This window comes from Methyloglobulus sp., from assembly GCF_040079455.1.
GTDB lineage: Bacteria > Pseudomonadota > Gammaproteobacteria > Methylococcales > Methylomonadaceae > Methyloglobulus.
The window spans coordinates 1-24623 of record NZ_JBEBKJ010000041.1; the positions used below are offsets into that span (position 1 = coordinate 1).

Annotated in this window: 26 protein-coding genes; 9 read left to right on the plus strand and 17 right to left on the minus strand. The window is 43.6% G+C overall.

Annotation, left to right across the window (positions count from 1 at the left end; all coding sequences use genetic code 11):
* The first annotated feature begins 705 nt into the window (after positions 1-705).
* From ABL924_RS10190 to phoU, 6 genes are all read left to right on the plus strand, one after another.
* On the plus strand, positions 706-921 hold the full coding sequence (locus ABL924_RS10190; RefSeq protein WP_349026985.1) for a hypothetical protein: 216 nt from the start codon (positions 706-708) through the stop codon (positions 919-921).
* 826 nt (positions 922-1747) lie between these two features.
* Entirely contained in the window at positions 1748-2731 is a 984-nt protein-coding gene (locus ABL924_RS10195) for a phosphate ABC transporter substrate-binding protein PstS family protein (protein WP_349026986.1), read from the plus strand.
* A gap of 244 nt (positions 2732-2975) precedes the next feature.
* Positions 2976-5252, plus strand: a complete 2277-nt coding sequence (locus tag ABL924_RS10200; RefSeq protein WP_349026987.1) for an ABC transporter permease subunit — start codon at positions 2976-2978, stop codon at positions 5250-5252.
* The gene (gene pstA, locus ABL924_RS10205) at positions 5249-6904 is read left to right on the plus strand and encodes a phosphate ABC transporter permease PstA (protein ID WP_349026988.1); all 1656 of its coding nucleotides are present in this window, start codon (positions 5249-5251) and stop codon (positions 6902-6904) included. The genes ABL924_RS10200 and pstA overlap by 4 nt, the downstream gene beginning before the upstream one ends.
* A 2-nt stretch (positions 6905-6906) precedes the next feature.
* On the plus strand, positions 6907-7740 hold the full coding sequence (pstB, locus tag ABL924_RS10210; protein WP_349026989.1) for a phosphate ABC transporter ATP-binding protein PstB: 834 nt from the start codon (positions 6907-6909) through the stop codon (positions 7738-7740).
* 23 nt (positions 7741-7763) lie between these two features.
* Complete coding sequence (phoU, locus tag ABL924_RS10215) at positions 7764-8483, plus strand: phosphate signaling complex protein PhoU (RefSeq protein ID WP_349026990.1); 720 nt, start codon at positions 7764-7766, stop codon at positions 8481-8483.
* A 404-nt stretch (positions 8484-8887) separates the two neighbouring features.
* Here phoU and ABL924_RS10220 read toward each other — a convergent pair whose 3' ends face one another.
* A complete protein-coding gene (locus ABL924_RS10220) occupies positions 8888-9274 on the minus strand; it encodes a hypothetical protein (RefSeq protein WP_349026991.1) in 387 nt (128 codons plus the stop codon).
* Positions 9275-9776: 502 nt separating this feature from the next.
* Here ABL924_RS10220 and ABL924_RS10225 point away from each other — a divergent pair.
* Complete coding sequence (locus ABL924_RS10225) at positions 9777-10310, plus strand: hypothetical protein (RefSeq protein ID WP_349026992.1); 534 nt, start codon at positions 9777-9779, stop codon at positions 10308-10310.
* Here the strand turns inward: ABL924_RS10225 and ABL924_RS10230 are convergent.
* Entirely contained in the window at positions 10305-11354 is a 1050-nt protein-coding gene (locus ABL924_RS10230; protein WP_349026993.1) for a hydantoinase/oxoprolinase family protein, read from the minus strand. The two genes, ABL924_RS10225 and ABL924_RS10230, sit on opposite strands and share 6 nt — an antisense overlap.
* Positions 11344-12354, minus strand: coding sequence for an ATP-grasp domain-containing protein (locus ABL924_RS10235; protein WP_349026994.1), 1011 nt, complete (start codon positions 12352-12354; stop codon positions 11344-11346). Before ABL924_RS10235 ends, ABL924_RS10230 begins: the two co-directional genes overlap by 11 nt.
* A gap of 53 nt (positions 12355-12407) precedes the next feature.
* On the opposite strand from ABL924_RS10235, the gene ABL924_RS10240 reads away from it, so the two are divergent.
* Positions 12408-13163 (plus strand): HisA/HisF-related TIM barrel protein, encoded by a 756-nt coding sequence (locus ABL924_RS10240; protein ID WP_349026995.1) that lies wholly within the window; start codon positions 12408-12410, stop codon positions 13161-13163.
* A gap of 148 nt (positions 13164-13311) precedes the next feature.
* On the opposite strand, the gene ABL924_RS10245 is transcribed toward ABL924_RS10240, so the two are convergent.
* The 10 genes from ABL924_RS10245 to ABL924_RS10290 form a co-directional block, all read right to left on the minus strand.
* Positions 13312-14424 (minus strand): inorganic phosphate transporter, encoded by a 1113-nt coding sequence (locus ABL924_RS10245; protein WP_349026996.1) that lies wholly within the window; start codon positions 14422-14424, stop codon positions 13312-13314.
* Between the two features lie 9 nt (positions 14425-14433).
* Entirely contained in the window at positions 14434-15063 is a 630-nt protein-coding gene (locus ABL924_RS10250; RefSeq protein WP_349026997.1) for a pit accessory protein, read from the minus strand.
* A gap of 310 nt (positions 15064-15373) precedes the next feature.
* Complete coding sequence (fae, locus tag ABL924_RS10255) at positions 15374-15883, minus strand: formaldehyde-activating enzyme (RefSeq protein ID WP_349026998.1); 510 nt, start codon at positions 15881-15883, stop codon at positions 15374-15376.
* 87 nt (positions 15884-15970) lie between these two features.
* Positions 15971-16819, minus strand: coding sequence for a triphosphoribosyl-dephospho-CoA synthase (locus ABL924_RS10260; protein WP_349026999.1), 849 nt, complete (start codon positions 16817-16819; stop codon positions 15971-15973).
* Positions 16816-17739 (minus strand): RimK family alpha-L-glutamate ligase, encoded by a 924-nt coding sequence (locus ABL924_RS10265; protein WP_349027000.1) that lies wholly within the window; start codon positions 17737-17739, stop codon positions 16816-16818. The genes ABL924_RS10260 and ABL924_RS10265 overlap by 4 nt, the downstream gene beginning before the upstream one ends.
* A 42-nt stretch (positions 17740-17781) precedes the next feature.
* Positions 17782-18132, minus strand: coding sequence for a DUF3147 family protein (locus ABL924_RS10270; protein WP_349027001.1), 351 nt, complete (start codon positions 18130-18132; stop codon positions 17782-17784).
* Between the two features lie 228 nt (positions 18133-18360).
* Positions 18361-18996 (minus strand): hypothetical protein, encoded by a 636-nt coding sequence (locus ABL924_RS10275; RefSeq protein WP_349027002.1) that lies wholly within the window; start codon positions 18994-18996, stop codon positions 18361-18363.
* A gap of 6 nt (positions 18997-19002) precedes the next feature.
* On the minus strand, positions 19003-19521 hold the full coding sequence (locus ABL924_RS10280; protein WP_349027003.1) for a hypothetical protein: 519 nt from the start codon (positions 19519-19521) through the stop codon (positions 19003-19005).
* A gap of 72 nt (positions 19522-19593) precedes the next feature.
* Positions 19594-20577, minus strand: a complete 984-nt coding sequence (gene mch, locus ABL924_RS10285; protein WP_349027004.1) for a methenyltetrahydromethanopterin cyclohydrolase — start codon at positions 20575-20577, stop codon at positions 19594-19596.
* Positions 20567-21679, minus strand: coding sequence for an ATP-grasp domain-containing protein (locus ABL924_RS10290; protein ID WP_349027005.1), 1113 nt, complete (start codon positions 21677-21679; stop codon positions 20567-20569). The genes mch and ABL924_RS10290 overlap by 11 nt, the downstream gene beginning before the upstream one ends.
* A 198-nt stretch (positions 21680-21877) precedes the next feature.
* On the opposite strand from ABL924_RS10290, the gene ABL924_RS10295 reads away from it, so the two are divergent.
* The gene (locus tag ABL924_RS10295) at positions 21878-22186 is read left to right on the plus strand and encodes a hypothetical protein (protein WP_349027006.1); all 309 of its coding nucleotides are present in this window, start codon (positions 21878-21880) and stop codon (positions 22184-22186) included.
* Between the two features lie 15 nt (positions 22187-22201).
* On the opposite strand, the gene ABL924_RS10300 is transcribed toward ABL924_RS10295, so the two are convergent.
* Genes ABL924_RS10300 through ABL924_RS10315 form a run of 4 tightly spaced genes read right to left on the minus strand, consistent with a single transcriptional unit; the run spans position 22202 to position 24354 of the window.
* Positions 22202-22777: a UbiX family flavin prenyltransferase gene (locus tag ABL924_RS10300; RefSeq protein ID WP_349027017.1), complete on the minus strand. Its 576-nt coding sequence runs from the start codon at positions 22775-22777 to the stop codon at positions 22202-22204.
* Complete coding sequence (pip, locus tag ABL924_RS10305) at positions 22774-23727, minus strand: prolyl aminopeptidase (protein ID WP_349027007.1); 954 nt, start codon at positions 23725-23727, stop codon at positions 22774-22776. Before pip ends, ABL924_RS10300 begins: the two co-directional genes overlap by 4 nt.
* Position 23728: 1 nt before the next feature.
* The gene (locus ABL924_RS10310) at positions 23729-24112 is read right to left on the minus strand and encodes a type II toxin-antitoxin system VapC family toxin (protein ID WP_349027008.1); all 384 of its coding nucleotides are present in this window, start codon (positions 24110-24112) and stop codon (positions 23729-23731) included.
* A complete protein-coding gene (locus tag ABL924_RS10315; RefSeq protein ID WP_349027009.1) occupies positions 24109-24354 on the minus strand; it encodes a type II toxin-antitoxin system prevent-host-death family antitoxin in 246 nt (81 codons plus the stop codon). Before ABL924_RS10315 ends, ABL924_RS10310 begins: the two co-directional genes overlap by 4 nt.
* Positions 24355-24623 lie beyond the last annotated feature (269 nt).

Sequence of the window (24623 nt, forward strand, 5' to 3'; positions counted from 1 at the left end):
ATTCTTCAACACCACAATGTTTACAGATTGCCATAGCCGCGCCTCCTTTGGATTAAGGAAGTTACTATAGCCAAAATGTATCTTTATGTAAACACTCTCTAAAGTTTAACTGATATATACTGCTTGCGCTATTAGCGCACCAACAAGCTGCTGCAGGACCAACAAAGGCAAAACTAACAAATACAGGGGATAGTTATGAGACAGCAATTTTTTAGCTTTAAAGCACTCGCATTCATGGTGCTCGTTTTATTTGGGATAGGTTATATTCCACAAGCTTTTGCAATCCAAGAAACAGAACCTAATAATTAATGCACATCAGCCCAAGATTTAGGTGCATTCGCATCACCTTCAATCATTGAAGGCACTTTTGATCAGCAAGGTGGTGCGGCAGCTGATGACAATGACTTTTTTAAATTTGTCGGTACGCCGGGTGACACCTTAAAGGTAGAAATCAACAACTATAGTGCCTCTCTAATTTTGTACGATTCTTCTTGTAACGAAATTAAATCTGGCTCAGGAGAATTCGGCGGAGAAAGTACCATATTAAGATTAGCAGTGCCAGAGGATGGCATTGTTATCTTGTCCACCTCTTTTCGTAATGCTACATAAGGATCACTGCTAAACGCCACCAGTTTTCAATCCAGCACCCCCGAAAGGCTGACATTAAACCCTGGGGAAAGCCGGAATGTAAGGTTTTCATTCCCCTTGCCGAGTACAGTCAGTAGTGATGCCAATATCTGTGCGGATGTTTATGTTGGCAAGCGACCAGGGGCTGCTTGGAATACTGCTGGGCAAACCAATCTCTTTTGTTTGACTAAAAGCGCTATCGGATTTTCGCTGAAGTCTGAAAAAGACGCGCATGAATTGTCCAACCAGTTGAATGGAAAGGAGGCCACGGTTTCACAACCGACAGATAAATAATCCGTTTTTAAGAGTTTGAGGGCATCAAATTTATCAATGATGTCCCTAAACTTGATGACAATAACTTTAAGGCGGGTTCGCTCTAAGGTAATCCGCCAATAAGTAATACAAGGCGACCTCTAAAAAACCCCTCTCCCTCTCCCTCTGGGAGAGGGCTAGGGTGAGGGTTGTAAATGCTTGATTTTAATACCTCATCCCAACCTTCTCCCAGAGGGAGAAGGAGTTTTTTGAATTTTTAGAGATTCCCACAAGTCCATTTTGCCGGAATTGATTTAATGACTACGGATTCTGCTTCGTCTTAGGCTTGCCTTTCTCCAAACTCGCCTGATTTACTCCGGCGGCGGCGTAGTGCTAGGGAATACCAGCAAGGAATTGACCGAATTCAGCCGCTTGCTGGTTATAGATTCGGTCTTGTGAAGTTTGAATTAAAGCAATGTGCAAAAATACATTCAATTAGCTTGACTTAAAACTTTAAAAGGCCGGAGCAATAGTATAGCCTTTTTCATTCACTAACTTCGCAGCATCCTGTTTAAATTTAAGCGTGTATCGGGTTTGGTCGTTTCGTTTGATTACTATCCATGTTCACCGCTAATGACATTAGCGGTCTGCCTCTAGATGTGTCCTGTTTAATTAAACCATTACAATCATTTGTTGATCTGATTGTGGTCAAATTGAGAGGACAGTACCCTAAATTGAGTTTCTGCAATTAGACGGCGTATTTTCACGCATAATTAAATGTGTCATTGTCATATTTCTGTCATAAAGTGTGATTAAGCTACTCACATTCTAAATTTTTAATGTAACCACTATCTACTTGAGAGCAAAAATGAAACCACTGTTTAAAACGAAATCACTTATTGCCGCGATGGGGCTTGTTTCTGCCGGACTTACGGCTAACTTTGCTCATGCCGTACAAACTATTGACGCAGGAATTCCTGAATACAAAGCGGCCACTGGCATATCTGGCAATCTATCCAGCGTTGGTTCTGATACCTTGGCCAATTTGATGTCGCTTTGGGCGGAAGATTTTAACCGTGCTTATCCTAACGTCAACATTCAAATACAGGCTGCAGGCTCTTCTACCGCGCCACCTGCGCTGACTGAAGGCACATCTAACCTTGGGCCTATGAGCCGCGAGATGAAAGATGATGAAATTGAAGCTTTCGAAGGCAAACAAGGCTATAAACCAACCGCTATTCCAGTAGCAGTAGATGCTTTGGCCGTTATGGTCAATAAAGACAACCCCGTGAAAGGTTTGACGATGGAGCAGGTTGACGGCATATTTTCTTCCACTAACAAATGCGGTGGCGCTGCAAGCATTGAAACCTGGGGTGATGCAGGTGTCGCGGCATGGGGCGCGAAAAGTATGCAATTATATGGACGTAACTCAGTATCTGGCACTTATGGCTATTTTAAAGAACATGCCTTATGTAAGGGTGACTTCAAAAGCAACGTCAATGAGCAACCTGGTTCTGCCTCAGTCGTCCAGTCAGTTACGGAATCTGTGAATGGTATTGGTTATTCTGGCATGGGCTATACCACTTCCGGTGTAAAAATGGTGCCTTTGGCAAAAAAAGGCAGCACAAGCTTTGTTGAAGCCACCCCTGAAAACGCGCTTAACGGCACTTATCCGTTGACACGTTACTTGTACATTTACGTTAACAAAAAACCTAACCAACCGTTAGCACCGCTGGAAAATGAATTTATAAAGATGGTCTTGTCAAAAACAGGTCAACAATCGGTTATCAAAGACGGCTATATCCCATTGCCAGCGAATGTCATAGAAAAGGCTTTGGCAGCAATCAAATAGATCGTATTTAAGAGTGTTGTTGTAGCGGTAAAGGACTTGTGTACATGGATGTTTAGTCTGCATTAACCACCCCCCCCCTCAAAAGTGAGTGGTTGCACAGACTACATGGCCGAAGACTGGGAACAGTCTTCGGCCATTTTTTATCCCGCAAGGCAGTAATACGTTTAAAATGAATTTCCAGATTTTTAAAATTTAAATGTCATGAATACACAAAGTTGTCACTTACCGAACTTACAATCGCCACATGTCTGAGAAACTAACGAATACAACACCATCAGCGGTAACGTTGGCAGCAAGCAAACCTTACCAAAAATGGCGGTTAATAAAAGATGCTTTTGCACGCTACGGCGTTGTGGTCGGCGGACTTGGTGTCATTGTCGCTATCGTATTGATTTTCTTTTACCTGCTGTATGTGGTGTTGCCCTTGTTTGGATCGGCAACGGCTACTTCAATCGCTGAATATGATGTCCCTGAAAAAGCCTTCGGTAAAACAGTTTTGTTGGAAACGGAAGAACAAAACGAAGTGGCTGTTCGGTTTACTGACAGTGGACAGGTCGTGTTTTTTGATGTGGTTACTGGCAAAACATTATTAAATCAGGCAATAACGATCCCTGAAGGAAGCCATATCACCAGCTTTGCCCAAAGCAGCCTAATCAGCCAGGGCGGCATCGCTTATGGGCTTTCAGATGGCAAGGCAATCATCGTAAATCATCACTACAAAGTGACTTACCCCAACAATAAACGCCAGATTACGCCATCGCTCGAATATCCTTTAGGTGAACAACCATTAGTAATCGACGAGTCCGGTGCTGCTTTGGAAAAACTCGCGGTGAAGGTGGAAGCCGATAAGACTATCGTTGTGGCAAGAGCCGCCGATAAAGTCCATCTGGTCAGTTTTGCCAAAGAACAGTCATTGTTTGCAGATACTGCGACCACGACCCGAACAGCTGCCGTGCTGGAGGCTTCCGGTAAAACAATTGTTGACCTGTTAATTGATAAGGAAGATAGCCAGCTTTACCTTGTAGATAACGAAGGCCTATTAAGCGCTTATGACATCAACGACAAAGCAGCACCTAAATTAAAACATCAACAAAATGTGGTGGAAGCGGGGAAAAAAATTATCAGCCTGACTTTTTTAAACGGCGACCTTTCTTTGTTAGTGGGTGACTCATCTGGTCTGGTGTCGCAATGGACACAAGTCAAAAACCAGTTGAATAAGCTTGCCTTTAAAAATATCCGTTCTTTTAAAGTATCCAACGAAGCGATTGTTGCAATTGAATCTGAGCAACGCCGCAAAGGTTTTATGACAGTCGATGCTAGTGGTCACGTCGGCATTTATCATACTACGGCTGAACGCGAGCTCATTAAAGAGAGCGTAAGTACCTCGCCGCCCGTCGCAGCCCTATTATCGCCACGAGCAAACCGGCTATTGCTGGAATCGCAAGATGGAAAAATTCATGTTTGGCGCATAGAAAATGAGCATCCAGAGGTCTCCATAAAATCGTTATGGCAACAAGTTTGGTACGAAAGCTATCCGAAACCTGACTATATCTGGCAATCCTCCTCCGCCAGCAATGATTTCGAACCCAAATATAGTCTAGTTCCCCTAGTATTCGGCACCTTAAAAGCTGCATTTTATGCCATGTTGGTTGCTATGCCACTCGCCCTGATGGGTGCGATATATACCGCTTACTTTATGTCCCCCAAAATGCGCCAGGTCGTAAAACCTGCAATTGAACTCATGGGCGCGCTGCCGACGGTCATATTGGGGTTTCTCGCTGGCCTTTGGCTGGCGCCGTTTATCGAAAAACATTTGGCAGGGCTGTTCCTATCGCTCATCTCCCTGCCCGTTGCTGTTATGCTGTTTGCCTTTTTCTGGCAATATTTGCCTAAAACTCTACGTCAAAAAATACCGGAAGGCTGGGATGCGGCCATTTTAATACCCGTTATCATCATCGTTAGCTGGTTAGCTTTCACCATAAGTGTACCTCTTGAAACTTTATTATTCCATGGCACATTACGCGACTGGTTTAGCCGAGAATTCGGTATCGGCTATGACCAACGCAATGCACTGGTGGTTGGAATTGCCATGGGATTCGCAGTAATCCCTACAATTTTTTCGATTGCCGAGGATGCCATATTCAGCGTACCTAAGCATTTGACCGTTGGCTCTTTAGCATTAGGTGCAACCACTTGGCAGACGATGACCAAAGTGGTTTTGCTGACCGCTAGCCCTGGCATTTTTTCCGCAGTAATGATCGGCCTTGGACGCGCAGTTGGCGAAACCATGATTGTGTTAATGGCTACCGGCAATACCCCAGTTATGGATTTTAGCGTTTTCCAAGGCTTACGCACACTGGCTGCCAATATCGCCGTGGAAATGCCCGAATCGGAAGTCGATAGTACCCATTACCGCGTATTATTTTTGGCAGCTTTAGTGTTGTTTATCTTCACTTTCGTATTCAATACCTTGGCAGAAATTATTCGCCAACGCTTACGGGAAAAATATAGTTCATTATGATAAGTTCTTGGTTTAAAAGTGGATCGCCCTGGATATGGCTGAATGCGGCGGCAGTCAGTGCCTGCCTTATTATGATAATCGGCGTATTAGGGCTAATTGTCGTTCGCGGTATCGGCCATTTCTGGCCAGCTCAAGTTACCCAATTCAGCTATCAAGAAGCCGATGGTCAAGTGAAAACCATTTTTGCTGAAATCGTAGATACCAGTGTTACCCCAGCCGCTGCGGCCAAAATATCCGGCTATAAAATGGCCGATAATGAAGAGGATTTAGTGCAGTATCAAATCAAAACCGGTAATCGCGACGTTACCGGTGCTGATTTCCGCTGGTTACAGGAACACAATATTAAAAGCCAAGACCAGCCTACCGACCTCATGGTGGTAGAACGCCGGGAATGGGGTAATTTTTATGGACAGCTTGTCGCGGTCAAGGAAAACGGTAAAACTCTTGCCAGCGACCGACAAGCATGGCCTGTAGCAAAAACAAAAATTGACGAAGCCTTAGCCGTATATGATGAAATCGCCCATCTGGAAAAAAAGGAAATTGGCGCAATAAATTACAGTTTGGAGCAGTTGAGGCTAAAAGGAAGAAGCCTGGAATTAAAAGATCAGCTTGATGAAACTGCTAAGGTATCCATCGAAAATGAAAAAACTGAGCTTAAGAAACAATACGAACAATACCAAATACAGCTAAGAACCTTATATCAAAAAATAAGGGGTGCTAGTCTGGTGGCAAAAACGGACAGTGGCAAGGAAGTTGATATTTCGCTGGCTAAAGTAGTCATGATTTATCAACCGAACAACATGAACCTGTTCCAAAAAATAGGCCATTATTTCAGCAAACTAGCTGAATTTTTGACTGATGATCCACGCGAAGCCAATACCGAAGGTGGTATCTTCCCTGCTATATTCGGCACGATCATGATGGTATTGATTATGTCGATCATCGTCACACCCTTTGGCGTTATTGCGGCGGTTTACTTACGGGAATATGCCAAACAAGGCTTTACCACACAATTGATCCGAATCGCAGTCAACAATCTCGCAGGTGTACCTTCCGTGGTTTATGGTGTGTTTGGCTTGGGATTTTTTGTTTATATTCTGGGCGGTAATATCGATAAGTTGTTTTACCCCGAATCTGCCCCCGCACCCGTTTTCGGGACACCGGGCTTATTGTGGGCATCCATTACCCTTGCACTACTTACCTTACCTGTTGTCATCGTCGCCACCGAAGAAGGCTTGGCACGTATCCCTAAATCCATACGCGAGGGCAGTCTGGCGCTGGGCGCCACCAAATTTGAAACCTTATGGAACACGGTGTTGCCTATGGCCAGCCCTGCCATCATGACGGGCATGATCCTAGCGGTTGCCAGGGCGGCGGGTGAAGTTGCGCCGCTGATGTTAGTCGGCGTGGTCAAGCTTGCCCCCACCTTACCATTGGATGGCAATGCCCCTTTCATCCATTTAGACAGGAAATTTATGCATTTGGGTTTTCATATTTATGATGTCGGTTTCCAAAGCCCTAATGTCGAAGCGGCGCGGCCTTTGGTTTATGCAACGGCTTTATTACTGGTTTTAGTGATTATTGGCTTAAATCTATCTGCAATTATAATTAGAAATAATTTACGCGAAAAATATCGAGCATTGGAAGGTTAATAATGACGACAGAACAAACACGCACCCACGCAATCGACATGAATTCCATCTTACGTGGACGTGATCATGCCCCAGAACAACTTGATATAACCATCAAGATAGAAAACCTTAATCTGCATTATGGGCAAAAGCAGGCCTTGCACAATATCAACATGGAAATCCCCAAACGCAGGGTGACGGCATATATAGGGCCTAGCGGTTGTGGTAAATCAACCTTGTTGCGTTGCATCAACCGCATGAACGACCTGGTGGATAGTGCGAGGATTGACGGCAAGATTTTGCTGGATAATGAAAATATCTATGACAAGTCAGTCAACGTAGCGGCATTACGTAGGCGCGTGGGGATGGTGTTCCAAAAACCCAATCCCTTCCCCAAATCCATTTTTGAAAATGTCGCTTACGGCTTACGCATACAAGGTATCAACGACAAGCGCACCTTGGATGAGACTGTCGAAAATGCGTTGCGCGGCGCGGCACTTTGGGATGAGGTGAAAGATCGCCTCAAAGACAATGCCCTAGGGTTGTCCGGTGGACAACAACAGCGGTTGGTTATTGCCAGGGCGATTGCCATTGAGCCGGAAGTGCTGTTGCTTGACGAACCTGCGTCGGCATTAGACCCCATTTCAACCCTCAAAATTGAAGAACTGATAAATGAGTTGAAAGAAAAATACACCATCGTCATCGTAACACACAATATGCAACAGGCCGCCCGCGTTTCCGACTATACTGCCTTCATGTACATGGGTGAATTGATTGAAATAGACAGCACCAGCCAACTATTTACCAAACCCAAAAAGAAGCAGACCGAAGACTACATCACTGGCCGGTACGGTTAACTGGGAATAACAGGAGAACACAGATGGACAACACCAACATCGGGCATCATATCTCTGGGCAATTCAATAAAGAACTTGAAGATGTCCGCAACCATGTGCTGACTATGGGCGGTTTGGTTGAAGAACAGATTGAACAGGCGATCAAGGCATTTACAACGGCCAACGTGGAATTGGCGGAACTCGTTATCAAACAGGATAACCAGATTGATGACCTGGAAATAGCCCTAGACCGAGAATGTACGCAGATTATGGCATTACGACAGCCCACTGCATTTGACTTGAGGTTATTGCTTACCGTATTAAAAATCATTAATGAACTGGAACGGGTAGGCGACTTGGCTGAAGTTATCGCCAAAATGACCATCCATACATCAGGTATTGAAAGTAGCAAAAACGACCCTTATTACGAAGTCCAACACATGGCGGACCTGGTCAAGAGCATGTTGCATGATGCGTTGGATTCCTTTGCCCGGATGACGGTCGAGCAAGTTCCGGCAATAACCAGCAAAGACGAAAACGTAGACCGTGAATATGCCAGCATCCTAAGGCAACAGGTCACCTACATGATGGAAGATCCCCGAAATATCACCCGCACCCTCAATGTGCTATGGACTGTGCGTTCACTGGAGCGGATTGGCGACCATGCCTGCAACATTTGTGAACATCTGGTCTATATGATCAAAGGCGAAGATGTCCGCCACATCAGTCGTGAGGAATTGGAAAGAAAAGTAAAAGGTGAGTAAGCGCTTGGCTTTCTGATAATGAGTCACTGTAAGACCAGTGTAAAGGCAGTGAAGCGTGTCACTGGCAGATCCGTGTGGCTTATTAACGTTGCTGCCCGCCTTCCGGTTGGGATGAGGTATTTAAAAGCAAGCATTTACAACCCTAGCCCCCTCCCGGAGGGAGGGTGAATTTTTAGAGATACCTTTAAAGCTTCCTCTAATAGCCACTTGATTTAAACTTACCTCATCAATACCCTAGAATATCATTTCGTGTTAGGTGGGATTTGTGCCTGAAGAACTTAGTTTTCAGATCTAGTCGGACGGGTTTAAACGTCCCATCCGACTCGGAGAATCCATAGATGACCACTTCGATTTCTTGATTGACAAGCAAAAGCTAACTAAAAATCGCAAATTCCAAACAATTATTACTTTTTATCAAAAAAATAATAGTCGCCAAATTTCCCTTTCAAGGTCATGTTTTTGTCGTTTTTTTCCACGACTGTAAACATGTCAAACCGGCTGCCACCTAAAATCTCAACCTTTAACTTACCGTCCACTATCTCATAATTTACAGGTGGTTGGTCATAATATGTTCCTTCGCGAGGAATGTGTAAGATCGTTACTTTGCCATCTTTAAATTCCCAGGTGTCTTCCCGAGTAATAGGATGCCTATCGGTTAAAGAGTTTTTCGTAGTTTGCAGCTTCCAGTTACCCTGTACTTCTTCTTTGGATTGAATTACAACATCGGCATAAACAGCAAACCCAAATGCGGATAGTCCCAATAATATGGTGGCTAAAATTATTTGTTTCATTCCCATTCTCCCATTAAATCGGTCATTATACTCACTCACCTGTACTAAGGTTACTTAAATAAGCGCCGTAAAAAAGCGGGTTGCGGGGGAGGTCGTGAATCTCGAACAAAACAATTGCTTGTATGCGGTTACTCCCGATTTTATAGCGGCGTTCCGGCCTTTTTTGGTTATCTTATCAATGGGATAATAGTCTATGCCAATCCCAATAAGTTGTTATTTGAATCCCCTCATCCTAACCTTCTCCCACTGGAGAAGGGATAACATTTGAACTTATTGGGATTGGTATTACATTATACTAGACGGGTGGCCTGGATTCTTTATAGCTTCATACAAACACCGCCTGTGGCGCAGATTAGCCCTTCATGCTTCGATAATCTCAGCACGAACGGACTAGTACAAGCATCAATTATGGTTTTTAGGATAACAAGGAAATATGCCTTAATCTATCAACAACCATTATTAGCACTGATTTGTTGCCTTTCATCACGTTCAGAGAATATTTATGCTTAAAAATCTTTATCGAAAAGCTACCAATGCCCTGTTGACGGTACTGGTTTTTATCTATCTAGTCTTGGAAGAGATAGTTTGGGATCGGATCGCTGCGCCTATCTATGGCTTTATCCGCGAACTTAAGATACTTCATAAGCTTGAGGCTGTAATTCTCAAGCTCAACCGTTATGCCTTGCTAGTGTGTTTTCTCGTATTGTTTGCCGCCGTTGAGTTATTAGGCATCATCGCGATAGGCTTATTTGCCCAAGGTCAGGTACTGATAGCTACGGTAATCTATGTCGGGAAAATCCCCATCGCTGCTTTCACTTTTTGGGTATTCCAGATTGCCAAAGATAAATTATTGACGTTCGCATGGTTTAAGTTGTGTTATGAATGGCTGTTGGCACAGCTTCATAAAATCAAAACCAGTGTCATCTACGTAAATATTAAAGCCAAGATTTCATCAATGAAGATGTGGTTTAAAAGCCTAATTTCAAGCGAATCTATACGGCGCATTAAAGCTGTGCTGGGGTTCAAGCTATCATAACTCCCGTGCTGCTGCCAAACAGGCTACAGCAACTGCCGGGGCGCAATCAGCGACAGCATGTCCAGGTTGAACTCCAACTTCTGAAAATAAATCCGAGAGATCCAGGTAGGGGCGACTTAATGTTAGTGCTATCTGTTTAACCAGAAAACGCCCCACACCTGCACCGATTAATGGGCAATTGTCAGACACAGAAATACGAGCCAGTTGCCGTTCGCAAGCACTTTGAATTCTTGCTAATTGTTGGTGACGAAGGTTATTGGCGAATTCTTGCCAGCGGGGGAGTTCATTGTCTCTATAATCACAGCCTATCATCCTTGCTAACCGTTTGGCACTTGCCGAAACTGTTTTCTCGGCACCATCAGCGGTGTCGGTTTGATCATACAACTCATTCAATTCACCGGTTACTCGGTACACATCCGCCATCGTCGCAAAATATTCTGCCATTAACCCGACCTCTTGACCTTTGTCTTTCGCAGATTGTGTGACGGCCATAACTGCGGTTCTCACTGTCCCAGTATAAATCAATTCTTGGGAAATTAAGCGCTGGTAGTCGCTGTAGCCTTCTGTTAAGACCTTGCCATCATTTAACAGCAGAATATCGGTAGTTGTGCTGCCTATATCAACGAAAAGACCGCTACCTAAACGTTGCGCCACCCAAGTTGCGCTTGCCAGCCAATTGGCTGAGGCGATATTGGGATAATCACTAGGTTTAACCCCATCCATTCTCAACAATCCATCTTTACCGGCATAAACTAGGACTTCGCTATTGAGCAGAAGGCGTTCCATCGCTGCCAGTATTTGTTTAACACCATCATCCCTACCATCAAATAAATCAACCAGTTCGCCTGTCATAGTTAGCACATGGCGACCAACTTGTATTGTCGCTTGACTTAAAATCTCTTGCACCGCCTCATGAAGCTTATCAATCCCCTTCCATAACTGACAGGGCTGTTGATAGATGGCAATAAGTCCTGCCTCAGGCTGGAGACATGCGGCTTTAAGATGGGCACCACCGATGTCCCAACCCATGATGCTAGCTTGCATAGCTTTCCTGCTCATTTATTTTGATATTGATGGCTTGATTATGGGTCGGTTGTAGTTGCGGATCGCCCGTCAACAATTCAATAACCTCATGGGCGCAACTTATACCAAGAGCTCCATAGATACCCGTGTAAGAAGTTGTAAGGCGTGGATTAATTTCAAGAACGAGAATCTGATCCGCCGTTTCTATCAAATCAATCCCCACATAGCCCCATAAACCAGGCATTGCCTTAGCGATTTGGTTAACTAAATTGTGATATTTAGATGTATCTGAAGTGTAATTGGCGGTTATCTCAGTTAAATGATATTGCTTATTGATAATGCCGAAATGCTGCCGATTGGCGCACACCAACCAGCCTCTGCCACTTTTAAACAAACAAGATAAGCTGGTTTTTTCGCCTTCGATATGAGGCTGTACGATATATTTAGCCTTATCAAGCGATAATGTTACCGTATCAAAATCTTTCTGATCGTTAATCAAGTAGCTATCCGCACAGCCCACACCATCGACAGATTTTATTATCCATTCGCCGAGCGAAAAACAAAAGTCGGTTAGTTTTTGCGTTGGTACGGTGGCAATGCTATGCCATTGTAAATGTTTATAAGTTAGCCATTTGTTACCGGTAACGGCAACAGCGCTGGCAGGGGAATTTAACAAAATCTTCCCTGAAAGCTCAATCTCTGCACATAGGGTTTGCAATATGGAGTCACTTTCCGGCGCTATCGGCCAAACTGCATCGCACAATGACATCAAGCGAGTAAATTCTTGGTGATGCTTCTGGTCAGGTCTAATAATATGAGCATTAATAGATTTGGGCATTAATTTTCCTATCATGCGGTAATCCAGCATGATTACAGGCTCAATTACCTCTATCCTGGCAAGATCGTCAGCCAAGGATTGCAGCATAAATAAGCCTTCTCTAGCTAGGGAGTCCGGAAGTTCGGACTTATTCAAACCGCCGCCAGTGATATACTCAAACACCAGAAGCTTTAATTTTTTCATGCGTATTATTTTATCATCAAGCATCCATAGAACAGATTAAGTACAGCTCAACTATGCAAATAATCCCAGTTATCGACCTCAAAAATGGTGTCGTCGTACACGCTAAACTCGGTAATCGTGATGACTACGCGCCATTAAAGTCTGAACTATGCAAATCCTCAGATATTTTTGATGTAATCGATGCTTTTTTGATTCGATTCCACTTTCCTATCATCTACATTGCTGATCTTAACGCGATTACCCGCCAAAGTAATAATGCCGCTTTGCTAGGCGGTGTGCTAACTGCTTTTCCACACGTTTGGTTCTGGATTGATAGTGGTTATCCTTTATGCAATGACGAATTTCAACAGCGAACCAACTATTGCCCGATACTGGGCAGTGAATCTTTTCAGGATGAAAATATCTCTGAAATCAAGGCATTTGAAAACAATTTTATACTTTCATTGGATTATTCGGTAACCGGCGAGCTGGGTGCAAAAGCCTTGTTTTCTAAACAAGAGTTATGGCCTGAAAATATTATCATAATGAGTTTACCTAGAGTAGGCAGCAATCAAGGCCCTGATTTGAATAGATTATCGACTTACCGTAAAGATTACCCCCAGCAAAAAATCATTGCTGCGGGGGGAATAAGGGATAGTGATGATTTGATGAACTTAGCGCAAATAGGAATCCATCAAGCGCTTATCGCCACTGCGCTACATAATGGCAAAATCAATCCCAACGACATCGCAGCCTTATGGGGGTCTCTAAAAATTCAAAAAACTCCCTCTCTGGGAGAAGGTCGGGATGAGGGGGATATAAACAGTTGATTTTATTCTCCTCACCCCAACCCTCCAGCAGGAGAGGGGGCTTGGTGATTTGGCAACCCATTTTTTTTGTTATATTGAAAAGTTGTCTAGATACCGGAGAGGGGATTTTTAGAGGCCCCCTTATATGAAAAATGCTGTTTATCTTGCGCTAATGCAACAAAAACACCAACTTCACCATTACCCAAGCTAAACCACCTGCTGCTGGAATCGTCAAGACCCATGCCCAAATGATTCGTTCGATGATGGTCAATTTAAGTGCGTGCGGGTTTTTTGCAAAACCCACACCCATAATTGCTGTTGAAATACTGTGTGTGGTAGAAACCGGCATACCAAAATGGGCAGCAATTAGCAGAATGGTCGCTGAGCTGGTTTCTGCTGCGAAACCGTTTATCGGGTGTAATTTCACCATCTTGTGACCGAGCGTTCTGATAATGCGCCACCCGCCAACCGCTGTGCCACAAGCCATAACCAGCGCACAGGTAAAGATGATCCAGGTGTCGATGTCTTTTTCGCCGCCATCTGGTCGTAAGAATTCGGCCCAGGCTGGTAAGTGATCGAGTATTCCGGCACTGTTAGCAGAAAAAATCGCTAAGGCAATGATACCCATAGTTTTTTGGGCATCGTTGCTGCCGTGTGCAAACCCCATATATCCCGCCGATAAAAGCTGGGCTTTCCCAAATACGACGTTAACCCACTTAGGTCGCGCCATACGCGCCATTATCCCACCAGCGGAATTCAAACCGCTGATGACGGCCATCAAGCCACCCATTATGATGACCCCCAAGGAAAAACCAGCAACTGGCGAGCTTGCCATGGGAATCACGACTTTCCAAAGCAAGCCTTTATTTTCTGTCCAGACCGCAGCCGTTTTTGACCATATCAACACATCGAAATTATTGTTTCCCGCAGCCAGCGCAGCACCGCATAAGCCACCAATCAAGGCATGGCTAGAAGACGATGGCAGCCCTAATGCCCAAGTAATAAGATTCCAGACAATTGCACCGAGCAACGCACAGATCAGTACTTCGGAAGTAACGGTAACCAAATTAGTATCGACCAACCCCGATGCAATGGTTTTAGCGACTGCCGTGCCATATAAAGCACCGACCAGATTGGTGGAGGCGGCGAGCATGACCGCTTGTGTGGGTGTCAATACTTTAGTGGCAACCACTGTAGCAATCGAATTTGCGGTGTCGTGAAACCCGTTGATGAACTCGAATACCAGCGCTGCCAGGATGACGAGCAAGAGCATAGTCAGCATGACAATCCTTTATGAGTTTTTTAAGACGATATGGTAAATAACATTTCCGGCATCCCGGCAGCGGTCAATCGCTTTTTCAAGAAACTCAAACAAATCCCTTTTGATCAGATAACGGATTGGATCGGATTCATTAGTATATATTTCCTGATATAATTCAAGTATTTGACGATCAGCTTCGCCTTCAATAGTTTGCAATTGATCGTTTAACGCTTTGATTTTATCCAAATCCATGCCATGACGTAATTGCCCAACCATTTGCTCCACAACCTCGCAAGCTTGTTCCAGCATAACGGCACGGCTAGTGAAATCCACGTCGCCAACACGAGCCATAGCCAAGCTATACCGCTCGGCAAACTTTTCTACGACTTTAGGGATTTTGTAAAGCGCACTGCTAAGGGCTTCAATATCTTCACGTTCCAGTACGGTAACAAAGGTATTGACCAATTCTTCACTGATTTGCGCGAATAAATCTTTTTCCCGCCGACGTGCCTGTTTAAACTTTTCCAATGAGCGTTGCGATACTGGGGTGCTCAAAAGTTCGATTAACGCCGTCGCCGACGAACTTGCTGACTCTGCACTGGCTTCAAGCAAGCCATAGAATTTATCACCTTTGCCGAAGATGGTTTGCAATGAGAACATGTACCTTCCTTATTTATTTGCCGTTTATTATTATTTTCAACGATAATTATCGCATAACATCGAGATCAAATAGCAAAAGCTCTGAGTTGAAACTATTAATCGGTGAATTTAACTAACGATACAAAAATCGACTCCTTGGTGGCTTCGGCGTAACCAGAAACCAAAATAATTTTGGACAAATTTTAAGGATAACCATTAGTGAAACGGATATGTTTGCAGTATATGCAAAAGCACTAAGGAGGAATGTAAGCAAAAAAATACCCCGCACAGCGAGGTATTTTCAACATCTTACTCTAAATAGGCAGAAAGCTTAGTTAGGAGCGAACGGATGTTTAGCAGTGGTTTTGGCTTTTACTACTTCAGCGGCTGTTGGTGAACCAGCAACAGCGCGTTTTAACGCTTCTTTGGTAGCATCGTAGTTGTATTTTTGGATTTTTGCGTCGTCTTCAGCGTGCCAGTGAATAAATACACCCACTGCTACGAACAAATTATCCGCTTCATCAGCAGGAATTGTACCGTCTTCTACGCAATCAGCGATAGCCATGGCAACGCCACGTTGTGCTGGGCCAAACATTTGTACTGCTTGTTTGCCATTTTTGATAGTGACTTTGTTAAACATAACAGTCGCTGGCTTAACCATCAGGTTAGGTGCAACTACCGCCAACAGGCTAGAAAAACCGTCTTTGTTGTTGGTCAAGCAATTTGCAAAAGCAGTTTCAGCCGCAGAACCTCTTGGGCCAATGATCAAATCAATGTGAGCGACTTCGTTTCCGTCACCGACTAAAGACTCGCCAACACACATATTATTAATTTTTGCCATGATTATTTTTTCCTCTGAAGAATTGTGAAATAGAATTAAATCTTTATTTGGTTTGAACAGATTCTTAATGAAGATTTGCCAGTGTTTTTAGTGAAGAAACTCTTCAATAAGCACTGACAATACAGTCGCTACAGTCATATCAGCTGTAGTGCCAGGATTAACACCGATTGATTTAAACTCTGTATCCAAGCAAAAAAGCGCTTGCTTTAATTGCGTTGGGTCAGTTGTTTGACCAAACTCCTCAAGAAATTGCCGCATCCTTGTAGCAATCCATTCTGTGTACTTATTCCCATGCTTTCTTTCGATATGACTATCGGGACATTGGCTTAACAACTCCGCATAAACGAACACTGTTGCCCAACTTTTATCACTCCATTGACCAAGTCTGGCATTGTACCTTAAAACGGCGAAATCGAAAATATCTTTGTAATCGCTGACATATTGCAGAGCTATCCGGTCTCTGCTACTGGCTATTTGCATGGCTTGTACGAGCGTAACTGTTGCGGGATTATGCACATCCTGCTCGTCAGAATTGCCTAACCCGCCTGGCGCTGCCAAGCTAATTGCCTTAAAAACCCAATTCGCATCGGCAATATTAGTCGAGGCAAGAACAAGATTTAATGCTTGCCGTAAGCGCACATCCTCACTGACCTGGGTAGCCGCCTGAATGAGCGGGGCGCACAGTATGATGATGCCTAAATTGGTGTTACAACCTACGGCATCACGCGTAGCCTTGACTGCGTAGTATATCTTTTCACCCAGGCTATAACTGGGATTACAAAGTGGCACGGCACTTACCTCGGCACTGATCCGAAAATCGCTTACCGTCATGCCATGACCCTCAGCATAAACGCTGACATTGCCGGGTTTGAATGCCTGCAATTCAATTTCACAGGCTTGGCGATAAAGCTCGGCGAGTTGTTGCTGGTCTATCATGAAACTGCGGCAATGGTTTCATGGCTTACACATTTGATATGCCGATTGACCAAATCTTCCGCCAGTAACGTAGCAATGCTGGTATTGACAACGCTTTCCAGCCCTTTCCAAGCAGGAATACTGTTCACTTCAATCACTGTATATTGCCCCTCCCGGTCTTGGATGATGTCCACACCCGCGTAATCCATCGACAATGCTTTGGTGGCTTGCACGGCTATATCGGCAATCGCCGGATCTAAGTCTATCGCTTCACAGCTTGCACCACGTGCAACGTTGTTTAACCAGGATTTTCCGCGTCGTCGCATAATCGCAACGGTGCGATTATTGATGACAAAAACACGGTAATCGGAAAAACCCTCACCCGCGCAATGCACAAAGCGTTGCAAATAATACACGCCGTTACTTGCAGCCAACCAAAACAGGTCGGTCATTTTTTCGATCCGGCGTATGCCTTCACCTTGCGAGCCAAATAAAGGCTTGGTGATGAGATAATGCCCTTTTTTAAGCTCATCTTCGGCAATCTTGATGGCATCGGCACGGTTTCTTAACACCCAAGTCAATGGCGTTGGCAAATCGGCTTGATGCAAAAGAAAGCTGGTCATGGCCTTATCGACACTGCGTTCTATCACATGTCCGTCATTGTAAACCGGAATATTTAACAGCTTTAAGGCATGCAGTATATCCAAATAGAGGACAACTTCTTCTAGCGACCCGCCAGGAACGCCACGCACAAACACTGCATCGGGTAGGGCTTGCTCAAAACCAGGGATGATGACCGGACTTAAGCTGGGTTGAATGTTGAATTTGCATTCGGTCAAGGACACAAAGCTACTGCTAAACCCTAACTTGGCGAAGGCTTGGGTAAGCTCCTTGCCATGCCAGCCGGGGTCGTCGGTAAAAATTACAATACGCCCAGACATATCAACCTGATTTTTTGGCTTTATGTGAAATACAGAGGAAATTCAAATCGACACACCAAATCGGCGCAGTAGCGGGATCATCAACAAATAACACAAAATAGTCGCAGAACTTGCTAGGCTCAAACTTAGCCAAAAGGTCAAACCATACCTAAGTAGCATAGGGAACAACAAAAACAGCGCAAGGGACGGAAGCACCAACCAAAATATTTGCTGAGATAATTCAGCAATTTGCGCTATTTGCGACCCTTCAATGCGAAGCCAGATAATCGCAAGCAATGAAGTAAGCGGCAGCGAAGCTACCAACGCAGCAAAGCCGCTATTGCGCTTGGCAATTTCCGAAACTAGTACAATAATCAGTGCGGAAATTACTATTTTGCTAAGGTAAAACCACATTGCAGTTTAAATTAAGAAAAGTGGCAAGTTGGGTAGGATGTATAAGCGTAGCGCATCCATCACAATTAAAGTCATATTCAAAGCTGTTTTCGATGGATGCGCTACGCTTATACATCCTACAGACTCAATTCTTACGAAACTGTGGGTTAGACGCGCATGGCAACATTGCAAAACGCACACCATCATTTAAGCGCGTCGTAACCCAACCTACAGGGCTAATTTACGGAGTTAGTATGTTAAAACCCAAAAAATATTTCTTATAATTACCCAAGAAAATAGCAAAAAACCTATCGCATAAAAAGCAGTACACACATATCTATAATATTCATATTCTAGATTTAAATAATCATATTGTTCCCAAAACTGATCTTCTTCAGGTTTTTTAGGGGATTGTTTTTTATCAATTCCAGCGTTTCTGACTAATTGTTCCATCATCTCATTATGTGCTAATTCTTCATCGTAAATTTTTCTTAGATGTTGTTTATATTTTTCAGTCTTGTATTTAGATAGGTGTCTTAGATTCCTCCTTGACCCTATGAATTCGCCATAATCTTTATAATCCTTTATTAACCCAGGCGCCTTTACTACATATAATATATTTCCAATAACAAAACATAGTGATGAATAGAAAAAGACTTCCCATGAAAACGGTAGTTTTAATACAAATTCGTACACAATCCCATCTGTGGTAATTTTGAAAGTATCATTTATTTTTGAGAGAAACTTTGCAGCAAGAGGAACAACAAACAACCAAACATATGTTGAGCTAATTATTTTGCTATTTTGTATGGTTCGAAGCTTATCCCAATGTGCAAATTTCTTAGCACATAACGACATTGCTTCAATTTTACTTTTTTTCTGCATTAAATTTTACTCGGAAACACCTTTTTTACCATAAGGCATTGACTTAATAAAACTAAATTTTCCATCTTTAAACTCATAAAACTCAATCTTATCATCACCACCACCTGCTTCAGATGTATCAATGTCCCCAGCAAATATCATAAGCCTACTGTTTAACTTATAGATATGCTCTTGCCCACTTTCATTTTCAAATTCCTTTTTAAGTGGGTATACCGATGCAAGGGCAACTGGTAATAAATAAGCTTTTCCAGTAATTGCATCAATTATTGCCCCAGTATTACACCCGCCAGTTCCGCATCCCCAGCCAACGATCAAATAATGTCCGGCGAATGCTGATTTTTCATTTTTTATTGCATCTTTAAGTCTGGTTTTAAATTCCTTACCGATTTCATCCATAACTAAAGGATGATTTTTGCCCATGTACATTTCTGAAACAGGGTAATCTGAAAACTTAGGTACTGATTCGGTAGCGAAAGAAACTGTCCAAAATAATGAAACAAATAAAGTCATTATTATTTTTTTCATTCTAGCCTCCACGAGTGTTTGAAAATATAGCTTTAGGCAAAGAATAGTATTCCCTTTCTTTGATGTAACATCTCACGCCCCAAACGACTGATCCAACAACGCATTATCCAATTTCCCCGCTCTAAAACTGTTGCCCGATTCCACCGCCGTCACAATTACCACAGCAGGGCTAAACAACATGGCATCAATCTTGAAGAAATCGTATTCGTATTGCTTGAAAATCTCGGCAAACGGTTTGCCGTAATCTTTTGAAGTCGAGCTAGGTAAGTCGTTCGCCAGTTTTTGTGCCGCTTCATCTGAACCTTTAACAAACAGATGAACTTGCCCTGCAAATAAAATGGCATCATTAGTACGTCCCATCGCTTTGACAAATTTTGGATGCGGCGGACAGATTGGGGCGCTACCACTACCATCAATAATATTATCTAAGGGAAAATGCAACGCATGGGCTTTGTGCATGGCGACTTCCAATACCCGTGATACCACCTGCACACAACCCGCCAAACTGCTGGTGGGCGTGACGATAATGGTTAGCTGTTTGGGGGGAATGCCACAGGCTTTCGCCACCTTCTCGATGATTTCCAGGGGCGGCGCGGCATCGTTTTCAATCACCAATACCGCCGTATCGCAAGCATCTTGATACGCCAGCTCTTTGTATAATTCTTCGACCGGTTCTTTTTTCTCGTCTTTTATTTTGGTCGCCATCGCCCGTGCGGGGCCGGAACCTAATGCGAAATATTTATCTTGCGACAAGCTCCAACCCGCGTATTGGCTACCTAGGCAACTCAACACCGGATTACTGGTATGGACGTTAACGGATAACGGCCAATTTGTCGTATAAGCCCGTTGGCTAATCGACACTTTGCCTAGGCCACCCATACAAATTTCGGCGATAATTCGTCCGGCTTCAAGACCGCCCGGCGCTTTTATCCCAGCATCAATAATTGTGCAGCCGTTCTTTAATTGCTCAACGCCGATACGCAGGGCGGCGGCGTTATCAAGCAGGGTTTTCACTAAAGGTTGGGCGAGTTTATTGACGCTGGCACTATATTCCATGAGTTTGAAACCTGTTTAATGAGTGAGTGATAAACGATTGCTTGATTTGCAACTGCTCCAGAACCTGTTGCGGCTCTTTTCCGTGCGTAATCATACTGCAAATCGGCTGACCCGTGCTAATTATGGCATCGGTATTGGGTATATCTACAACACCTTCAGGCCATGCAAACCCATCAGGAATCTGCGTATTCTGCTGGGCATAAACGATTTGATAAGCGGTAAAACCATCTTGCAGCATTTCATATTCGAGCAATTCACCGTCACATGCCTTGATATGCCGGACTAATAAATCGGCATCATACAACTGCATACTAGCAGGTGGTCTGGGGTTAATTTCCAGTGCGTAGCTGGCTTGATCGTGTTGAATAAAATCTAGCGAATTCAATCCTTTAAGCGACAAGGCTGGAATTAATTTATCTAACCAAACACGTATTTGTTTTTTTTGCTCATGCGACAACTCAGTGCTATTGATGATTCCTGAAAAAATAAACTCATCAGCGTCATTTAATGCAGTTGTCCATTGCCGATTAAAGCCTACGATCTGGCTATGCTTACCATCGGCAAGAAACAGCACAGAATGAGGTATGCCTTGTTGATATTTTTGCCAATAAACATCTGATTCACTGGCTTTACTCGAAGAATACCTTCTTATTCCTACCCCGCCTTGGCCTTGCATGGGCTTAAGCAACCAATCTTCATTATGATCCGGACTGACAAACGTCACCCTAGGATAAGGAATCTGCAACACTTCCAATAATGAGAAAAATGCGGGTTTATCGTGTAGCTTGGTAAAAACGTCAGGTTGATTTCCAAGCAATGTCAGGCGATCACTTAACCAATTTAAACTGCCGGAATACCGTTCAAAACCGCTGCCATAAACTACACAAGTGACCGGATATCGCCTCAGGAAATAATCAATCGCCGGCAACAAATTTTCTTCTGCCAATGAACAGATTTGTTGAGTTTCATGCGCATAACTCCGTGTATCTTGGTCTCCCCAAAGATCAATAACCAAAGGCTTCAAGCCTGCTTGATAGGCTGCTTGGGCAAGCATACGCGCAGAATTTGCAACAATAACAAGATGTTTGAACTCACGCTTCATGCCGCTTGTCAGATCATTTTAAGACAGATGGTGTGCAATTACACGCTCAAATAAATACGCAATGAAAAATGCCATTTTTAACAATTAACTTTAAAAAACCAACAAGCAAATTTCTTGATTGGTACTATAATTGATGTAACTTTTATATAATTTAGTCACAATGTGGTGTATCCACACTATTTAGGATTTTGATACACGATGGCAAACGAACATAAAGAAAAAATGAACCAGCAATTGGATGCTCAAATCTTGGAGCTGGAACAACGGTTTAACCAGTTTCTCAAAGAGCTGGAAGAAGATTTTGATTTTGTGCCTTCAGCCGTCGCAAATAAAAATCACAAGGATAGTTATGACGACGACTATTATCCCGAATTCGACAACCGACTTGCAGACATGGAGAAAAAGTATGCTACCGTCGATAAGAAGTACACCATAGTGCTAACTCTGACTGCTCTCTTGATGTTCAGTGTATTAGGCTATCTGGGGTATTTACTTTTCGGTAAGTAAGCACTGACAAGGGACTCATATACCTTCCCATGGCTTATATAAACCCTCAACATTAACGCCAAACATATCCAACGCCCGGCCTACGGTTTCATTTACCATCGCAAGCAAGGAATCGGATTTGCTGTAAAAAGCAGGCATGGGCGGAAAAATGATGCCACCCGCTTCCGCCACAGCAGCCATATTTCTTATGTGAATCAGATTAAGCGGCGTTTCCCTGGGCATCAACACTAATCTGCGCCGCTCCTTAAGCACCACATCGGCGGCACGAGAAATCAGATTATCGCCAAAACCGTGGGCAACTGCTGCCAATGTTTTCATCGAACACGGCGCGATTATCATGCCTTCTGTCTTAAATCCACCACTTGAAATACTCGCTGCGATATCATTAATACCGTGGCTAAAATCCGCCAACTCGATCAATTCAGCTCGTTTCATGCCCATTTCATATTTCAGGTTGACCACACCCGCAGCAGAAATCACTAAATGCGTCTCCCAGTCTTCCTGTTCCCGCAAAACCTGTAGCATTCTCACGCCATAAATAGCACCGGTTGCGCCAGTCAACCCAATAATCAAACGTTTTTTGTGCATTATGTATTCAGTAAAGTAACAAAACGATCTGTTGCAGCAACCAAAGCGTCAATCATCTCTTCGTGCTGGGCGATATGTCCGGCATTTGGCAATACGATATAATCTGCGCGGGGCAATGCCTTATATAAGCTTAAACCGGCTTCCATTGGGCAAACGAGATCATATTGACCATGAATAATCGTGGTTGGAATATTTTGTAACAAGTCGCAATGTTCAAGAATCTGATTATCTTCAATAAAGTAATGGTGAACAGCATAGTGAATTTCCATTCGTACCTGTTCAATCATTTTCTCTGAAGTCGACTCATCCTGGCTTAAAAACTGAAACGCTTTCCCCATGGCAAGCTGCCCATTCCAGGCTGACCATTCCTTCGCAACCTTAGCATTTGCTTTGCAGTCTTCGCTATTAATGGCATTCCATAAGCCCTCGACAAGATTGGTTTGTGCTTGTACTGGCGCGCAGTCAACCAATCGCTGCCATTGCTCAGGATAAATCCGGTTTGCACCCGATAAGATAAACCAGTCCATATCCTGCTGTCGCGCCAGAAATACACCACGAATAATAATGCCTAAGACTTTATCATGATGCTGTTGCGCATACAGCAAACCCAATGTACCGCCCCAAGATCCCCCAAACACCAGCCATTTTTTAATACCTAGCTGGTTGCGAATCCGCTCCATATCGTCGATTAAATCTTGTGTGGTATTGTTTTCCAGCTCGCCGAATGGCAAGGACTGACCACAACCGCGTTGATCGAATAGGATGATTTGATATTGCTCAGGATTAAAAAACCGTCGATGGTCGGGCTTGATGCCAGAACAAGGGCCGCCATGCAGAAAAATAACGGGGATGCCATTGGGATTACCAATCAATTCAACATAAACGGCATGTTTGCTGCCGATTTTTAGGAAAAACGTGTGATATGGGGTTAGTTCTGGATAAAGGGTTTTCATCTTACTCCGGCTTAAACCCTTTCAAAGTAATATCTTTCAAAAAGTGGTAATGTTTGGTATTTGCGGTCAAAACATCTAACCCATTGGCAACTGCCGTGGCGCTAATCAAGGCATCAGCTAGCTGCAAGGAATGGCTTAGATAATATTGTTCGACATAGAACATGGCTTTCGCTGAAATATCTTCCGTGATATACGCTATTTTTGCATTCCACGCTCTCAAAGCCCGACGTAAACACGTCAATTCCTGTTTATTTCTCATTCCTTGAACTAACTCGATATAACTTACGACCGAAATATAAAACTCTGACAAGGCTTCTATTTCAGTTCGGGCATTGAGATTACCCTTTAGATACCAGATCAACACATCGGTATCGACCAACATCATGAAAACCGATTTTTACGCAAACCACGGACGTAATCATCAACGCTTGCGACATCTTCGCGATCACGCCAGATGCCAAACAAGCTATCCTCGCTTCGTAAATGCTCTACCAGATTATTGTCTTCGTAAGGCACTAATTTAGCACACGGCTTACCTCTAAAAGTGATCACGACACTATCCCCCCTCCCGACCGCAGCCAAGAGATCTTTAGAATGAAACCTGAGTTCCTTTGCTGTTGCTTTCATATTAGCACTCATTAAAGTCATAGGTATCTACACAAGTATCTGCCCCTTCTCCCTCGGGGGAGAAGGCTGGGATGAGGGGGATGTAAATAGTTGATTTTATTCTCCTCACCCCAACTCTCTCCAGCAGGAGAGGGAGTCCGTTGCTTTTTCAACTCGTTGTTTTTATTAAGCCGAAAACTTGTGTAGATACTTATGTATTAAAGTATTAACTTCAGAGTGTAAACTTTGAAGCATGGCTCGTCAACACTAAGTTTCGAACGCTACAAATG

What these genes read in the sequence shown, in the direction of transcription:
- ABL924_RS10260 (WP_349026999.1), bottom strand. Translation starts at nt 16,819, where the DNA reads ATGATAGACCAGCAACAACTCGCCGAGCTTTATCGCCAAGCCTGTGAA.
- ABL924_RS10270 (WP_349027001.1), bottom strand. Translation starts at nt 18,132, where the DNA reads ATGTGGTTTTACCTTAGCAAAATAGTAATTTCCGCACTGATTATTGTA.
- pip (WP_349027007.1), bottom strand. Translation starts at nt 23,727, where the DNA reads ATGAAAACCCTTTATCCAGAACTAACCCCATATCACACGTTTTTCCTA.
- ABL924_RS10225 (WP_349026992.1), top strand. Translation starts at nt 9,777, where the DNA reads ATGCTTAAAAATCTTTATCGAAAAGCTACCAATGCCCTGTTGACGGTA.
- ABL924_RS10295 (WP_349027006.1), top strand. Translation starts at nt 21,878, where the DNA reads ATGGCAAACGAACATAAAGAAAAAATGAACCAGCAATTGGATGCTCAA.
- ABL924_RS10290 (WP_349027005.1), bottom strand. Translation starts at nt 21,679, where the DNA reads ATGAAGCGTGAGTTCAAACATCTTGTTATTGTTGCAAATTCTGCGCGT.
- ABL924_RS10220 (WP_349026991.1), bottom strand. Translation starts at nt 9,274, where the DNA reads ATGAAACAAATAATTTTAGCCACCATATTATTGGGACTATCCGCATTT.
- ABL924_RS10310 (WP_349027008.1), bottom strand. Translation starts at nt 24,112, where the DNA reads ATGATGTTGGTCGATACCGATGTGTTGATCTGGTATCTAAAGGGTAAT.
- ABL924_RS10200 (WP_349026987.1), top strand. Translation starts at nt 2,976, where the DNA reads ATGTCTGAGAAACTAACGAATACAACACCATCAGCGGTAACGTTGGCA.
- pstB (WP_349026989.1), top strand. Translation starts at nt 6,907, where the DNA reads ATGACGACAGAACAAACACGCACCCACGCAATCGACATGAATTCCATC.
- ABL924_RS10275 (WP_349027002.1), bottom strand. Translation starts at nt 18,996, where the DNA reads ATGCAGAAAAAAAGTAAAATTGAAGCAATGTCGTTATGTGCTAAGAAA.
- ABL924_RS10235 (WP_349026994.1), bottom strand. Translation starts at nt 12,354, where the DNA reads ATGAAAAAATTAAAGCTTCTGGTGTTTGAGTATATCACTGGCGGCGGT.
- ABL924_RS10245 (WP_349026996.1), bottom strand. Translation starts at nt 14,424, where the DNA reads ATGCTGACTATGCTCTTGCTCGTCATCCTGGCAGCGCTGGTATTCGAG.
- ABL924_RS10230 (WP_349026993.1), bottom strand. Translation starts at nt 11,354, where the DNA reads ATGCAAGCTAGCATCATGGGTTGGGACATCGGTGGTGCCCATCTTAAA.
- ABL924_RS10265 (WP_349027000.1), bottom strand. Translation starts at nt 17,739, where the DNA reads ATGTCTGGGCGTATTGTAATTTTTACCGACGACCCCGGCTGGCATGGC.
- ABL924_RS10315 (WP_349027009.1), bottom strand. Translation starts at nt 24,354, where the DNA reads ATGAAAGCAACAGCAAAGGAACTCAGGTTTCATTCTAAAGATCTCTTG.
- ABL924_RS10240 (WP_349026995.1), top strand. Translation starts at nt 12,408, where the DNA reads ATGCAAATAATCCCAGTTATCGACCTCAAAAATGGTGTCGTCGTACAC.
- fae (WP_349026998.1), bottom strand. Translation starts at nt 15,883, where the DNA reads ATGGCAAAAATTAATAATATGTGTGTTGGCGAGTCTTTAGTCGGTGAC.
- mch (WP_349027004.1), bottom strand. Translation starts at nt 20,577, where the DNA reads ATGGAATATAGTGCCAGCGTCAATAAACTCGCCCAACCTTTAGTGAAA.
- pstA (WP_349026988.1), top strand. Translation starts at nt 5,249, where the DNA reads ATGATAAGTTCTTGGTTTAAAAGTGGATCGCCCTGGATATGGCTGAAT.
- ABL924_RS10195 (WP_349026986.1), top strand. Translation starts at nt 1,748, where the DNA reads ATGAAACCACTGTTTAAAACGAAATCACTTATTGCCGCGATGGGGCTT.
- ABL924_RS10280 (WP_349027003.1), bottom strand. Translation starts at nt 19,521, where the DNA reads ATGAAAAAAATAATAATGACTTTATTTGTTTCATTATTTTGGACAGTT.
- phoU (WP_349026990.1), top strand. Translation starts at nt 7,764, where the DNA reads ATGGACAACACCAACATCGGGCATCATATCTCTGGGCAATTCAATAAA.
- ABL924_RS10250 (WP_349026997.1), bottom strand. Translation starts at nt 15,063, where the DNA reads ATGTTCTCATTGCAAACCATCTTCGGCAAAGGTGATAAATTCTATGGC.